14 protein-coding genes are annotated in these 14,214 nt (G+C 44.1%); 1 reads left to right on the top strand and 13 read right to left on the bottom strand.

The annotated features are described in order from the left end of the window. Position 1: 1 nt before the first annotated feature. The 12 genes from pseG to EP13_RS04915 all read right to left on the bottom strand — a co-directional run bounded on the left by pseG (position 2) and on the right by EP13_RS04915 (position 11,757). A complete protein-coding gene (pseG, locus tag EP13_RS04970; protein ID WP_044056324.1) occupies positions 2 to 1,015 on the bottom strand; it encodes a UDP-2,4-diacetamido-2,4,6-trideoxy-beta-L-altropyranose hydrolase in 1,014 nt (337 codons plus the stop codon). Continuing rightward, positions 1,012 to 2,082, bottom strand: coding sequence for a pseudaminic acid synthase (gene pseI / locus EP13_RS04965; RefSeq protein ID WP_044058756.1), 1,071 nt, complete (start codon positions 2,080 to 2,082; stop codon positions 1,012 to 1,014). Before pseI ends, pseG begins: the two co-directional genes overlap by 4 nt. Beyond that, entirely contained in the window at positions 2,075 to 2,779 is a 705-nt protein-coding gene (gene pseF / locus EP13_RS04960; RefSeq protein ID WP_044056323.1) for a pseudaminic acid cytidylyltransferase, read from the bottom strand. The genes pseI and pseF overlap by 8 nt, the downstream gene beginning before the upstream one ends. Next, positions 2,776 to 3,921, bottom strand: a complete 1,146-nt coding sequence (gene pseC, locus EP13_RS04955; RefSeq protein ID WP_044056322.1) for a UDP-4-amino-4,6-dideoxy-N-acetyl-beta-L-altrosamine transaminase — start codon at positions 3,919 to 3,921, stop codon at positions 2,776 to 2,778. The genes pseF and pseC overlap by 4 nt, the downstream gene beginning before the upstream one ends. Further along, positions 3,918 to 4,922 carry a UDP-N-acetylglucosamine 4,6-dehydratase (inverting) gene (gene pseB / locus EP13_RS04950; RefSeq protein ID WP_044056321.1) on the bottom strand — a complete coding sequence of 335 codons (1,005 nt, stop codon included), beginning with the start codon at positions 4,920 to 4,922 and terminating at the stop codon, positions 3,918 to 3,920. The genes pseC and pseB overlap by 4 nt, the downstream gene beginning before the upstream one ends. A gap of 107 nt (positions 4,923 to 5,029) precedes the next feature. Beyond that, the gene (locus EP13_RS04945) at positions 5,030 to 5,341 is read right to left on the bottom strand and encodes a hypothetical protein (protein ID WP_044056320.1); all 312 of its coding nucleotides are present in this window, start codon (positions 5,339 to 5,341) and stop codon (positions 5,030 to 5,032) included. Beyond that, on the bottom strand, positions 5,338 to 5,766 hold the full coding sequence (gene fliS / locus EP13_RS04940; protein ID WP_044056319.1) for a flagellar export chaperone FliS: 429 nt from the start codon (positions 5,764 to 5,766) through the stop codon (positions 5,338 to 5,340). Before fliS ends, EP13_RS04945 begins: the two co-directional genes overlap by 4 nt. Positions 5,767 to 5,785: 19 nt before the next feature. After that, on the bottom strand, positions 5,786 to 7,219 hold the full coding sequence (gene fliD / locus EP13_RS04935; protein ID WP_044056318.1) for a flagellar filament capping protein FliD: 1,434 nt from the start codon (positions 7,217 to 7,219) through the stop codon (positions 5,786 to 5,788). Positions 7,220 to 7,230: 11 nt separating this feature from the next. Next, positions 7,231 to 7,722, bottom strand: a complete 492-nt coding sequence (locus tag EP13_RS04930) for a flagellar protein FlaG (RefSeq protein WP_052364289.1) — start codon at positions 7,720 to 7,722, stop codon at positions 7,231 to 7,233. 92 nt (positions 7,723 to 7,814) lie between these two features. Beyond that, positions 7,815 to 8,654: a flagellin N-terminal helical domain-containing protein gene (locus tag EP13_RS04925; protein ID WP_044056317.1), complete on the bottom strand. Its 840-nt coding sequence runs from the start codon at positions 8,652 to 8,654 to the stop codon at positions 7,815 to 7,817. A gap of 767 nt (positions 8,655 to 9,421) precedes the next feature. Continuing rightward, positions 9,422 to 10,267, bottom strand: coding sequence for a flagellin N-terminal helical domain-containing protein (locus tag EP13_RS04920; protein ID WP_044056316.1), 846 nt, complete (start codon positions 10,265 to 10,267; stop codon positions 9,422 to 9,424). A 638-nt stretch (positions 10,268 to 10,905) separates the two neighbouring features. Beyond that, complete coding sequence (locus EP13_RS04915; RefSeq protein ID WP_044056315.1) at positions 10,906 to 11,757, bottom strand: flagellin N-terminal helical domain-containing protein; 852 nt, start codon at positions 11,755 to 11,757, stop codon at positions 10,906 to 10,908. 227 nt (positions 11,758 to 11,984) lie between these two features. On the opposite strand from EP13_RS04915, the gene EP13_RS04910 reads away from it, so the two are divergent. Next, positions 11,985 to 12,956 (top strand): hypothetical protein, encoded by a 972-nt coding sequence (locus EP13_RS04910; RefSeq protein WP_044056314.1) that lies wholly within the window; start codon positions 11,985 to 11,987, stop codon positions 12,954 to 12,956. A gap of 32 nt (positions 12,957 to 12,988) precedes the next feature. Here the strand turns inward: EP13_RS04910 and flgL are convergent, their stop codons facing one another. Then, the gene (flgL, locus tag EP13_RS04905; protein WP_044056313.1) at positions 12,989 to 14,212 is read right to left on the bottom strand and encodes a flagellar hook-associated protein FlgL; all 1,224 of its coding nucleotides are present in this window, start codon (positions 14,210 to 14,212) and stop codon (positions 12,989 to 12,991) included. Positions 14,213 to 14,214: the final 2 nt, after the last annotated feature.

Raw genomic sequence — 14,214 nt, 5'->3', positions numbered from 1 at the left:
CCTAATGATTAAGCGTATCTAATAAGGTATCTGCACCTGTCACGAACGAGAACTGCGCAGCACACATGTGCATCTTTTCTAGACGCGCTTCATCGTTCCAAAGCGTCACCACTTTATCAACCAACTGAGGGATAGCTAGACTTTTCCGCGCATCCCACATATCACACCAACCTTGTTGCGATGCTTCACGTGTCGCATTCAATTGGTTATCGGCGACTACCACCAAAACTGAAGGACTCTGGCACGCTGCCAGCTCGAATTGAGCGCCACCTGCGGCGGCAATAGTAAGGCGGGAATGACCCCAAACGTCTGCCATATCTTGGCAATTATGAATGTGCTGAATAGGCGAAGGACTCTGCTGAATAAAGTGTTGAAGTGACGCTAGTGGTATAAAGCCTGGTCCGGTGACAACACGAATAGGCGTATTGGCTAAGCTTTCGGATATCGCTTTTAGTACCGGCAAGGTAAAATGCTTAGGATCGCTACCCCCGAAATTGATGGTAAGGCTTTTTCGCTGAGAAACAGGCAAAACGGGCGTTTGCCTAAACTCTCTGCGAAGTAATCGGTATTGCGACCCCAAACATAATTGCGCATTCGTATTGAGGACACGATAGTGATTTTTTAGGTTTTCACCTGCGGCGTTAACAATAACATCGGCGTATTTACAGATGCCATTCTCAATATCATCCAATAATACAAGTGGAACAGGTAATAAGGCCAATTGCGATACAAACTGGTCACTAAAATGGTACCCATCAAGTATTAGCGCCACCGCATTTTGAGTGGCAATCTTTTCTTTTATTTGCGCCACTGTGGCGTCATCATTAGGCTCGGCAATAATGATTCCACCGCACCAGTCATGTCTCGCCTTACAGACATTTTTCGCATATTCTGGCACAAAAAAAACGCTATTGAGCCCACGCTCCTCGGCGGCTTGAGCAAGCGCTAAACAACGCATCAAATGGCCTATTCCAGAGGAATGAGATGCCTCCACCACGAACAAAAGTTCGCTCATACCGCTATATGCTCCCACGCGAGAGCTGTACCTTTTGCAAGTGCTTTAGTTGCGCACTTTCCTTGTATAGTGTCCCAATGTTTGGGGGCAAGGCCAAAGGCTGGACGCACTATTTTTAAATTATGTGCGCCGAGCTTATCGCCGGGTAAAATGTCTTCACTCACGTAGATGGAACGTCGATATTGCTTGGCTTTTTCTTCAGCTTGGCTACCTCCATACGTTACCTGCCCAAGCGCTTGCCATGCACGGTGTGTTTCTATAACTAACGTCTCTAATTCATGGGGCTCTAGCGAAAACGCGGCGTCTACGCCGCCGGCGTTTCTATCTAACACGAAATGTTTTTCAACAACGGGCGCGCCAAACGCCACTGCAGCTACCGCAGCGCCAACGCCAGCGGTGTGATCGCTTAATCCCACAGGACATTGAAATGCGTCAGACATATGCGCAATAGTCGTCAAATTGGTATTCGCCGGCTCTGCTGGATAAGTACTGGTACATTTCAGTAAAACAATGTCATCACAGCCCGCGCGTTTAGCGGTACTCACTGCAAGCTCAATGTCACTTAAACTTGCCATTCCGGTAGACATGATAAGAGGCTTGCCTGTACTCGCTGCCTTTCTTACTAAGGGAATATCGGTCAATTCAAAGGATGCAATTTTAAAACAGGGGACGTTAAGCCCTTCAAGAAAATCTACAGCCTCTTCATCAAAGGGGGAACTAAACGCGAGCATACCTAATGAATTTGCGTAGTCGAAAAGCTCCTTATGCCACGCATAGGGTGTCGCCGCCTTCTGGTAAAGACTGTACAGGTTTTCCCCATGCCATAAGCTGTCTTCCTCTTCTATGACAAACCCTTCGCTAGTGACATCAAGCGTCATACTGTCGGCAGTATAAGTCTGTAACTTTATTGCATGGGCTCCACTTTGGGCGGCTGCTTTCACCATCTCTCTTGCAGTAGCAAGTGACTGGCTATGATTGCCGCTTAACTCAGCAATAATAAAGGGAGGGTGGTCTGCGCCAACAAGCCGACCACCAATGTTAATCGATTCGTGTTGCCAATTAGTCATTTTCATTGTCTTTTATATAAGCGCGATACATAAGCTCGGCTCTTATCCAATCTTCATGTGTATCAATATCTTGAACTAAGTAGCGAGGTATGACTACAGGGCAGCTATGCGCTTTAAACATACCGGCTTGGTCTAACCAGGCTCTCTTCGTTCCCCAGTAAAATTGACCCGCATCATGATAGCACTCATCTAAATCTTGTGAACGCGCGCCCATATTTTCGGGCGACACGGGTTCAACTCCTTCTCCGACTATTTTTATCGCGCGCTGTATAGGAAAAGCATACGATGTCACAGAGAATGCGAATTTTGCAGCAGGAGCTTGTGTTAACTGATGATAACCAGCAAGCAGCGCATCAGAAGATAAAAAGGGCGCCGTGGCATAGATGCAGCAAACATACGTCACCTTACTGCCTGACAATTTTTCATACTGCTCAATGGCATCACGAACAACGGGTGTTGTGCCTGTATAGTCATCAGACAACGTGGGGGAACGCTTAATGATACAGGTCGCACCGTGATCACGGGCAACCTCTGCAATATCATCCGAATCAGTGGAAACGATAATATCATCGAAAATAGCAGCCTGTTGCGCAGCGGTTAAGGAATAGGAGATAAGCGGTTTACCCGCAAACGGGCGAATATTTTTGTTTTTAATGCGTTTACTGCCGCCTCTAGCGGGAATAACGGCTACGATCACAGTAATATCTCTTCTAACTGGGATACCACAAAATGTTGTTCTTCCTGCTTAAGGCTAGGATAGAGTGGAAGCGTTAAAGCATGGCTATAGTATTGCTCTGCATTTGGAAACTGGCCGACTTTGAAACCTAGATTGCGATAGTAAGGGTGTAAGTGAATGGGAATATAATGTACGTTAACCCCCACTCCCCGTTCACGCATTTGGTTAAATACCCGCTTTCGGTCATGCTCTGGCACTTCAATCATGTACAGGTGCCATGCACTGTTTTCGTCGAAAATTGGCTTTTTCACAGGCAAAGAATCAAGTAGCGTATTGTAGCGCTGCGCTAAGCCTCGTCGTAACGAAACAAATTCGTCTAAACGATTTAACTGAGATAACCCAAGTACCGCATGAAGATCACTTAATCTGTAATTAAAACCTAATTCGTATTGCGCATAAAACCAAGGCTCATCCAAGTGTGCCTCTTCAAAAAGGTGAGGGCCTCTTGAAATACCGTGGCTTCTATATCGACATAAAAGGGTAGCGACTTTTTCATCGTTCGTCACCACCATGCCCCCTTCAGCGCTAGTGATAGATTTTACCGGATGAAAGCTTAACACACTCATTAGTGAGTACTTACATGCACCCACCTTATTGCCTTCACTGTCTTTTCCACCAAGAGCATGCGCCGCATCTTCAATTAAGGCAATGCCTAGTGGTGTAGTAAGCTTCGCAATGGCCGCCATATCACAACTGCTACCAGCAAAGTGGACGACGATGAGTAATTTAGGGAGTCGCCTGTTCTTTATCGCGACTTTAAGCTTATCCTCAAGGGCACTAACACTAAGGTTACGTGTAAGGGGATCGATATCGACGAAATCCACATCGGCGCCGCAGTAGCGAGCGCAGTTCGCTGACGCAGCAAATGAATTAGGTACAGTCCAGACTAAATCCCCTCTACTTACCCCCGCAGCTAAACACGCGATGTGTAAACCCGAGGTACCGCTATTACAAGCCACCCCGTAGCGCGCGCCAGTATAGTTGCTCACCGCTTTTTCAAATAAGGGAGTTTGTTCGCCCTGGGTCAAGAATCCATCTTGAAGAACTTTTGTAACCGCCTCTATATCCTCAGGAAATATCGAATGCTTTCCATACGGTATCATAGCGTTACCTTGTCGAGTTCCTTTAATTCATCGACACTGAGGAAATGTGAATTAGTACCAGAGTGGTACTCAAATTTACTTTTAGAAGGCACGCCCTTTTCACCTAACTTATTGTGAAAATAGTCCAAATTTTTATCAAAGAAAGTAATGGCAGGCGCGATAACAAAATGGTCATCAAATTCTACAGTATGATGTGCCATTTCCTCTGGAACCATGATCTCGTGCAGCTTTTCACCTGGGCGAATACCAATGACGTGGTAGTCTTTCTTTCCACTCATTGCCTCAACCAAATCAACGATTCGAACTGAGGGAATTTTGGGCACAAATACTTCGCCACCTTGCATACGAGAGAAGCTTTTCACGACAAACTGAACCCCCTCGTCTAGCGTGATCCAAAACCGTGTCATTTCAGGGTGTGTGACGGGCAAGGAGCTTTCCCCCTCTTGCAACAGCTTCCTGTAAAAAGGCACCACTGAGCCTCTTGAGCCTACCACGTTGCCGTATCGAACTACTGAAAACCGCGGTCCTGTTGCACCAGAGATGTTATTCGCTGCGACAAACAACTTATCGGAAGCTAACTTTGTCGCACCGTATAAGTTCACAGGATTTGCCGCTTTGTCTGTAGATAATGCCACAATACGAGAAACATTATTGAAAATGGCAGCGTCAATAACGTTTTGCGCACCATTAATATTGGTTTTAATACATTCGTTAGGGTTATATTCTGCTGCAGGGACTTGCTTTAGTGCGGCAGCATGAACAACGTAATCCACGTCCTTCATGGCTGTTTTAATTCGTTCTTTGTCTCTCACGTCACCAATAAAATAACGCATGCATGGTTGGGAAAAACGCTGTTGCATTTCAAACTGTTTAAGCTCGTCGCGCGAATAAATGATAATTTTTTTGGGGGAATAATTGTCTAATAAATAACGAACGAATTGGTTACCGAAAGAGCCAGTCCCTCCAGTAATTAAAATAGATTTATTATTAAAATCTGCCATTTCGAGGCTCTCACTATCTTTTAATTTTTATAGCGTATCTAAGAACGCCACGTTTAAGTCTTGCGCAAAAATAATCCAAAAATGGCTGCGCGAGTGGGCGTTAAAGCTTACTTATATTTCTTTATTGCAGCCTTGCCTCGAACTATTCGCGTCACCTCATCCTTAGTTGAGTCACGCAAATTTTGCGCCAAATCCCTTAGTTTATTATTTACATCTAATTCGTGATTTGCAAACGCTTCTTTCGCGCCACCATGCACTTGACTAAGGTGTGCCCTTATCAACGTATCACGTTCCTTTATAAGACGGTTTATTTCAGAAAAATCAGCAGTTGAAATGTCTGCCAGCTGCGCTGTAATTTTATCATTAATATCACGCAGCGCCGCTGGCGTGTAGGGATGGTTTAAAACGGAATTATTCACACAGCTTGTCGTTTTTGACGCTGAGCTTCAAAGGCTTCCTGCTTCGCTTCTTCAGGAATTTGAACCCAAGCGTCTCGAATGGGTGATAACAGGCTAGACACTTCGTCAAGTATTTTCAAGTCGTTCTTGACGTGAGCATCCCCTAACCGCTCAAGCATATAATTATACAAAGCGAACATATTTTCGGCCACTTCACCACCAATTTTAATGTCCAAGGTGTCTCTTAAATGCATGATAATTGCGCTGGCCTTAGAAATATAGTCAGCTTTCGTCGCAAACTCTTTTCGCTCTGTGGCCCCTTTAGCGTACGCTATACGGTCCAATGCGCCTTGCAATAACATTAAGGTTAACTTGTGAGGATCGGCTGTTGCCACATCCTGTTTGATGTTCCCCTTCTTGTAGGCATTAATACCTTTTAGTGACATAAGATACTCCAGTATATTCTTAACCTAACGATGCCAGCAAGGCTGAGCTCGTTTGATTTAATTGCGCAACGGTTTGGTCGAGATTCAAATATTTACCACGAAGCGTATCTTCGTAACTTTGCATTCTAAGCTCTAAGGTTTCTCGTTCGTCGTAAAGCTCTTCTCGATTATCTTTGGCCGTTTGCTCTCGCAAGCTGATAAGGCCTCCATAGGAAGTGTATTCATCAGCAAATTCATACAATCGCGTTGCTATACCTTCGTTTTCGTCGGTAAATAATTTCGCAATTTCATCAAAATTGTCTTCTAGCGCGTCTTCTAATCGGTCTTCACCAGTACCAAGGCCGAAGTCGGTTGTGCCTATTTCAAGTTTGCCATCGTCGTTGAATTCAATGCCCACTTGAAATAGCCCACCTAGAGCAGAGGCGCTAACATTCCCCCCGACAATATTGGCCATGGTTGTTTGAATACCCCGTAGCAATGAATCACCGGCAAGCGCACCATCTTCTTCAAGTTCAGATTCACCATAACGAGTGAGCGTGTCTATTTCATCAATCAACGAATTGTAATTCTCGACAAAGGCGCGAATTTTTTCTTCTAACCCTTCTTTGTCGTAGCCAATATCCAACGTGGTCGCCAGTAAGTCACCATTGGCATCTTTGGGTGAAACTTCATTAACTTCAAATGACACGTTTTGAATGGTGTTTTCGAACTCGTTTGATTCACTTTGAACTTCGATGCCATCAATGTAAGCAATGGCATTTTGCGCAGACTGTATGTTAGCTGCACTAATATTTCCGGTACCGCCAGTGGTAGAAAGCCTGTCTAGTTCAGCCGCACCTGTATCGTTGGTAATAACAAGGTCGTTACCTTCACCAGTTTCACTTGAAGAATACACAAGACGTGGGCCAGCACTTGTGCCGGTATCAATAATATTCGCGGTAACACCAAAATTGTCGTCTGCGTTATTAATCGCTTCGCGAAGCTCGGTAAGCGTCATTCCTGCGGTGACGTCGATAGTGAAGCTATCGCTGCCACCCACATCAAACGTTAACGAACCCGCGCCTGTGCTTAAGACTGCGTCGGTGGACGATGTGAACGCACCGTCATCAGTTGTAATTCGGCTACCAGAGGCAAGTTGTTCTACGGTGATTTCGTAGCTACCCCGTAGTGCAGAATTTGAGGCTTCCGCTGACAAAACATCATCGTCTTCAGAGGGGTTGCTAATAGTAGGCTCACGACCATTTATATCGGCATCACTTCTCAACTCATCTACAGAGTCTTCAAACGCCGATAGCTTCGATTTGATTTGACCTAGGCCAGAAATCTCAGCTTCAATCCGCTCTTCTTTTTCATTCAACCTTGCATCTTTGGGCGCACGTTCGGCCTCTAGCAACTGTTGAACTAGGTCATCTAATGCTAAACCTGAACCTACGCCTAACGACTGAATTGTCATACGTCACCTCATTAAACCTGGTTGTCGATGAATACGCCTACACTAGTACCAACATCCTGCTGTAAATCTTGAATACGCTCAGCGAGCGCCAAAACTTCTTCAGAAGGTATTTGTCTGATAACGTCGCCAGAATCAGAGTCTCTTACTGTTACTACCGCGCGATCCGTATCTTCATCAATGGAAAACGCTAAATTGCGATTTTGCATTTGTATGAATGATTCGACATCTTCAATTGCCGTCTCAAGGGCAATTTCATTCCTCTCTACAGTGACGTTATCGGCAGTGTCACCATTAGCTTGAAGAATTTTAACCGCTTTTTCAGATTCTTTGCTGTCTTGGAACGCCTGCTCATTAACATCTGTTGACCCTGATGCCTGCTTGTCACGCTCAGCTTTGCTTACTTGAGACTCGTCATCAGCCGCAACAGATATGTTTTTATTGCTATTACTTAAACTACTTTTAATAGCAAAATCTTGGCCACTTTGATTATTGACTATATCCATACGTATATTCCCCCTTATGAAACGACAAAACGGGCCCCCGCCATTCAGCAAGCACCCGTTACATCTCAACTAAGGTTAGTTTGTATTATAGCTTATCCAAGCAAAGATAGCGCAGCTTGTGGACGCTGGTTTGCCTGACTTAGTACAGATATTGATGCCTGCTGAACAATCTGATTTCGCGTTAACTCGGCCGTTTCAGAGGCAAAGTCTGTATCCATAATTTGCGAACGTGCAGCAGATAGGTTTTCGCTGATGTTACTCAAGTTGCGAATGGTAGACTGGAAACGGTTTTGAAGCGCACCTAAATCCGCACGAACCGCACCAATACCCGAAATTGCCGCATCAACATCACCTAGCAGCGCCGAAGCACCGTCGGCAGTTGAGATATCGTTACTGACAATTCCCAAGCCGGTGGCACTAAAACCACCAATTTGACCAAGGTTAGTCGACGATAAATTCACAGAGATAGTTTGGCCTTCGTTAGCACCTACTAAAAACTTTGCAGAGAAGTTGCCGTCGAGTACATTCACGTTACCGAACTGTGTGGTGGTCGCAATACGAGAAATTTCAGTACGTAGTGCAGTCACTTCTTTTTGAAGCGCTTCACGGTCTGAGTCACTGTTGATCCCGTTTTGAGATTGTACCGCTAACTGGCGAATGCGTTGTAGGCTTGTGGTTACCTCACCCAGTGCGCCTTCGGCAGTTTGTGTTAGAGAAATGGCGTCATTCGCGTTACGTACAGCTTGGTTCAAGCCCTGTACTTGTGACGTAAGACGATCTGAAATTTGAAGACCTGCTGCATCGTCTGCTGCACTGTTGATCCTAAACCCAGATGACAATCTTTCAAAAGATGTATTTAAACGATCATTCACGTCAAAAAGCTGACGTTGAGCGTTTAGCGCTGATACATTAGTATTAACAAATAAAGACATTAGATTACCTCCTAGGGATTCGATGGAGACAGTGCTACCATTAAATCCAACCAGTTCAAATTGGCTGGGTCACTACTCCCTACCAATCCCTCTCAATAAGTAAATTAAATTACCCCTCAACTAAAGGTATCGGCCAACACTTTAACTTCTTTAGCTTTTTTTTGATTTTTTTTGAAAGAAAAACAAAGAGCATGCATAACCCATTGATTTAAAATAATTTAAATCAATAAAAATTTAATAAACTTTAGTTGGAAAAGGCGCAAGAAACGGCTTGCTGGTGAGTAAAAGCCATAGACACAGTCTTTTCTATTCCACGAGAAAACCCTATTATTATGCTGATGTTCGGCATGTGTGGTACGGCCATGATGAATTTTCATGAATATCGGCAGGCTGTCATCAGAAAAAGCCCAGGGGTTGGTAGCGTTGTGATTAATGCATATGTTTAATATTGGCATTTATCATGCATTTAAAAATTGAGCTTTCGATATTGCTCAGTGGAAAGCTTGAAATTGGCGGGATGTTTCGGTGAAAAACAAAAAAAGGCCGAGACATAAATCTCGGCCAATTTGCTCACGTTAGGAGATTGAGCAAATTCAGTTTCTGTCGGCTGGCAGCGTACTTAGTAGGATAAACTGGCCTCTCAACCAACACTTCTACACTCTTAGTCCTGTTAGTCGGCATTTTCTTAAAAGGGGCGGCCTTATTGGCCGCCAACCTTTCTTGGGGGATGGCCTCTCAACTCCTTCCCATTAAACGCCTAATAGAAATTAACCTAGTAGCGATAGCGCAGCTTGTGGACGCTGGTTCGCCTGAGCAAGTATAGTTGTACTCGCCTGTTGAAGGATTTGGTTACGGCTCAACTCTGCCGTTTCGGTGGCAAAATCCGTATCTTTAATGCGCGATCTTGCCGCTGATACGTTCTCAGAAATGTTACTTAAGTTTCTGATTGTTGATTGGAAACGATTCTGTAAAGCACCTAAATCTGCACGCAGGCCACCAATTGCCGAGATGGCATTATCTACGGAAGTTAGCAATGCAGAGGCATTAGTTTCAGTTAACACGTCAGAAGTCGTTATTCCAAGACCTGTCGCACTGAACCCATCAACACCAGCGCGCACTAATGCCTGAGATGAAAGATTAACCGAAATCGTTTGACCTGAGTTTGCGCCCACTAAGAAACGCGCTGAGAAAGCACCTGATAAAACTTCAACGCCAGCAAACTGCGTAGTCGTTGCTATACGTGAAATCTCAGTACGAAGCGCATCAACTTCTTTTTGCAGTGCTTCACGGTCAGCATCAGAATTAATGCCGTTTTGAGATTGAATAGCTAGGGTACGAATACGTTGTAGCGCGGTAGTCGTTTCAGACATTGCACCTTCTGCGGTTTGCGCAAGTGAAATACCGTCGTTTGCATTTCTAACAGCTTGATCTAGTCCCTGAATTTGCGATGTCATACGGTCGGTAATTTGAAGACCAGCAGCATCGTCTGCAGCACTATTAATTCTAAAGCCAGATGACAAACGCTCAAAAGCGGTATTAAGGTTGTTACCAGTAGTAAACAATTGTCTTTGCGCATTCAGTGATGACACATTGGTATTTACGAATAAACTCATGAGACTCTCCTAACAGATTAGAGTGTTGCGCTATTGGTTTTATTATTTGCGCGTGTTTTAAAATATTTTGGTATAAGTTTTGCTGTAACAATTGAGTCAGATGTTTTTCTGACGCTTTGCGGGGTCACCCCCTTCAAAGTATTGCTACACCGAGAAGTTACCTTCTCGTTTGCTGGCCGGTGGGTTTGTTGTTCCAGACCTCAAACCTCTCACTACCTCCTGGCTTCATTCTCGCCTGTCAGCAGCTCTACCAACTTCCTGCAAACTTATCTTTTTATCGGCTAAGACTAATTATTCCTTTAGAACTTTTTAGAAATAATTTTTAAAAATTAACCTTTTGTATTTCATAGTATTATGTAGACAAAAATCACAACAAAGATAACGCTTTAATATTCTTTACAATGAATTAATGCCAATTTTTCGTCACTAAAGGTTTAAAACACTGTGTTCTTCCCCTTTGTACTTGTTATCGTCAAGAAAAGAGAATTCCTTTAGCATTTTTAGTCATTTTTTTCGGCGAGTCTAAAAAAGGTGGGGAGATGAGGTATTTAAACAAAAAAAAGACCAAACGAAGTTTGGTCTTTTTGCCAAATTAAGCCGGAAATTTCACTACCTCCTGACTCATCATGGTTGAAGCATTAACCTAATAGCGAGAGAGCCGATTGCGGACGCTGATTCGCTTGAGAAAGGATAGTAGTACTTGCTTGCTGAATGATCTGGTTACGAGTCAAGTTTGCCGTCTCAGTTGCAAAATCAGTATCTTTGATTTGCGAGCGTGCAGCTGCCACGTTCTCAGATATGTTGCTTAAGTTACGAATTGTTGACTGAAAACGGTTTTGTAGTGCACCTAAATCAGCGCGTAAACCACCAATTGCAGAAATTGCGTTGTCAATTGACGCCATCATTGATGACGCATTTTCACTGGTTAACACGTCATTACCTGTACCAGTAAGGCCTAAACCTGTTGCACTAAAACCCTGAACATTTGCTCGGGTTAGCGCTTGAGTTGAAAGGTTCACAGATATGGTTTGACCTGAGTTTGCACCGACCAGGAATTTCGCCGAGAATTCACCAGAAAGTACCTCTACACCTGCAAATTGGGTAGTGGTGGCGATACGTGAAATTTCTGTGCGAAGTGCATCCACTTCTTTTTGTAGCGCTTCACGGTCTGAATCACTGTTGATACCGTTTTGTGATTGTACCGCTAACGTACGAATACGCTGTAGCGCAGTGGTCGTTTCAGACAATGCACCTTCAGCAGTTTGTGACAGTGATATTGCGTCATTTGCGTTACGAACGGCTTGGTTTAAGCCTTGAACTTGCGATGTCATTCTATCGGTAATCTGAAGACCAGCAGCATCATCAGCAGCGCTGTTGATACGGAAGCCTGAAGACAGACGTTCAAATGACGTGCTCAAAGAGTTGCTTACATCAAATAATTGACGCTGGGCATTCAATGAGGAAACATTGGTATTTACGAACATAGACATAAAGTCTCTCCTACACTCTCAGTCCAGCGTGTGCTGGCTGCCGGCGTGAACCGGCGTTTCATTTTAGTAGTCACCAACACCTGAGGGGTAATTGATGAACTGGCTCTCTCAGTGTTTGTATCGACGTAAATAGCAAAGCCTTTAGAAAAATTTACGAAAATTGCCGTAGCGCGGATGATATTTGCCACCTACTATCTTCTAAGCATCCGTTTTTAAAAGGATATTGAGTGAAAAATAAACTAACTCTAAACAGTGTAGAACGTATTTCCGCCCCGGCACCGCACTGTGCCTTTACCGATCTTATTGCGTCGCCCTTCGAGAAACATTTAACTGCCGTTTTCTGTTGTTATCGTCAAGCATGCGATCATGTCAGCCTTGATGGGCAAATCGTCATTGTTAAATACTCGCTATTGAGCAAAGAAAAGCACTATCAACACTTACAGGTGCCAGACACGGATTTAAGAGATCCTAAATTCAGTTTCGATGGTGAGGTATTATATTTAACCGCTTATGCGAAACGAAAGTGTCCGACTACCGGCAGTATTTCAACGGATATGGTGAGTTTTCATACTACGACGGGCATGTCGTGGTCTGGCCCACATTCTTTTGGAAAACCGGGCTGGTGGCTATGGAACCTAACGTTTTTCAATCACACAGCTTACGGCTTTGCCTATAACCGAGGCAAAAACAGAATAGATTTATACGCTGGGCACCCTAATAAACAAATGGATTTAGTCACAGATCATGCGCTATCACTTGCAACCCATCAATTAGGCTACCCCAACGAGAGTCATATTTTATTTTCTCAAAATGGCAGCGCCACCGCAGTAGTGAGACGTGATGCTGACTCTTATTCCGCGATGCTCGGTGAATCCTCCCCGCCTTATACTTCTTGGACTTGGAAAGATTTAGGTTGTTACATTGGCGGGCCAGTTATGTATGCACTATCAGAAACGCATTATCTAGTGGCAGGAAGAGATTGGGATGGTGAAGTTTCAACGACGAAAATTTGGTCGCTAGAAAAAGGGTCGGCTCAACTGTCTGTTTTGCTTACCTTACCAAGTGGTGGAGATAACAGTTACCCCGGCATGGTTATAGATGGCGACACCCTTTATTTGTCGTATTATTCCTCACATATTGACAAATCAACCCGAGTTTATTTAGCTGAAATATCAGGTCTAAACGCCCTGCACTGTTAAGCGAAAACAGGTCAGGGCATCAGCGTGGATGATTAAATATAATTGAATAGCGACAGGTTTGACACTTGAGGAAAAGACGCCAATGCGGCTTCTAGTGCCGTTTCTTGTTTAGCAAATTCACTGGACGCTTCTGCATAATCCACATCTTGAATCGCACTACGGGACGATTTAGCTGCGATTTCCATGTCTAAGTTACTTTCGTAGGTAGACTCGGCAATATTTAGCCGACTACCAATGGATGCCCGCTCAAGTGAAATCTTCTCTAAGCCGTTGTCTAAACCGACGAGAGAGTCAGCAATAGCTTCTTGTAACGCACTATTATCAATGGTGCTATCCATGAGTATTTCTTGCACTTCATGAAGCGTTTGCGCCATGCTCTTTTTCTCTGGCGCATCTAAGGAAAACTCTATGGTGTCGCCAGCGACAGCAGAAGCGGTAAACTGCATTCCTTTTACGGTAAACGCTTTCCCAGACTCGAAACCCACTGTATCAACGACGGCACCTGTACCTACGTTAGTCAACTGGGCTTCCCCAGAAGCTAAAAACGTAATTTGGTAATCATTATTCGCACTGGTAACAGGGTCATAGTTTTTGTTAAAGAAAGTATCGAAAGTGCCCTGCTCTGAGACAGTCGCATTTGATAAACTAGAAACCGTGTCACTGGTTACCGAGAACTTAAAGCGGGATAATACATTTTCAAATACTTCATAACCGTTACTGGTAGATTGTATAGTGGAACTGTTGGAAAGCTGAATAAAGCTCACTCCCGCATCCCCAGAAAAGCTTATTGCGTTACCCGTCGCAGCGGGGTTGTAGGTAAATGCCTGGTTGGCAGACTGGTAACCCGCATAGATGTAATTGCCATCAGCGTCTTGCGTGTTCATTAAATCGAAAATTTCGAGCTTAATCTGTTCCAATTCAGCCCCAATCGCACGTTTATCAGGATCTGACAATATTCCCGACCCAGCTTGCACAACTAAGGTTCTGGCACGGTTTATTGAGTTGGTTATATTTGTAAGTACAGCTTCTTGTTGCTCAAGAGAGCCGGTCACCAAATCGTTGTTACGCTGAAATTGTTCCAGCTCATCTATTTCTTCTGTCAGTCGCAACACTTTCGCAGCGCCTACAGGATCATCTGACGGGGTAATAATGCGTTTACCGGTAGCAAGTTGCTCTTGAGTTTTAACCAAGTCTTCTTGGTTATTCATGATAGAACGAATATTCTGATCGTAGATTTGACTTGTTGATATACGCATAA

It is taken from the genome of Alteromonas australica (assembly GCF_000730385.1).
Taxonomy (GTDB): Bacteria; Pseudomonadota; Gammaproteobacteria; order Enterobacterales; family Alteromonadaceae; genus Alteromonas; species Alteromonas australica.
Note: the sequence above shows the minus strand (reverse complement) of the source record. Positions and strands in the feature narration are given on the sequence as shown.

What these genes read in the sequence shown, in the direction of transcription:
- pseG (WP_044056324.1), bottom strand. Translation starts at nt 1,015, where the DNA reads ATGAGCGAACTTTTGTTCGTGGTGGAGGCATCTCATTCCTCTGGAATA.
- pseI (WP_044058756.1), bottom strand. Translation starts at nt 2,082, where the DNA reads ATGACTAATTGGCAACACGAATCGATTAACATTGGTGGTCGGCTTGTT.
- pseC (WP_044056322.1), bottom strand. Translation starts at nt 3,921, where the DNA reads ATGATACCGTATGGAAAGCATTCGATATTTCCTGAGGATATAGAGGCG.
- pseB (WP_044056321.1), bottom strand. Translation starts at nt 4,922, where the DNA reads ATGGCAGATTTTAATAATAAATCTATTTTAATTACTGGAGGGACTGGC.
- fliS (WP_044056319.1), bottom strand. Translation starts at nt 5,766, where the DNA reads ATGTCACTAAAAGGTATTAATGCCTACAAGAAGGGGAACATCAAACAG.
- fliD (WP_044056318.1), bottom strand. Translation starts at nt 7,219, where the DNA reads ATGACAATTCAGTCGTTAGGCGTAGGTTCAGGTTTAGCATTAGATGAC.
- EP13_RS04930 (WP_052364289.1), bottom strand. Translation starts at nt 7,722, where the DNA reads ATGGATATAGTCAATAATCAAAGTGGCCAAGATTTTGCTATTAAAAGT.
- EP13_RS04925 (WP_044056317.1), bottom strand. Translation starts at nt 8,654, where the DNA reads ATGTCTTTATTTGTTAATACTAATGTATCAGCGCTAAACGCTCAACGT.
- EP13_RS04920 (WP_044056316.1), bottom strand. Translation starts at nt 10,267, where the DNA reads ATGAGTTTATTCGTAAATACCAATGTGTCATCACTGAATGCGCAAAGA.
- EP13_RS04915 (WP_044056315.1), bottom strand. Translation starts at nt 11,757, where the DNA reads ATGTCTATGTTCGTAAATACCAATGTTTCCTCATTGAATGCCCAGCGT.
- flgL (WP_044056313.1), bottom strand. Translation starts at nt 14,212, where the DNA reads ATGCGTATATCAACAAGTCAAATCTACGATCAGAATATTCGTTCTATC.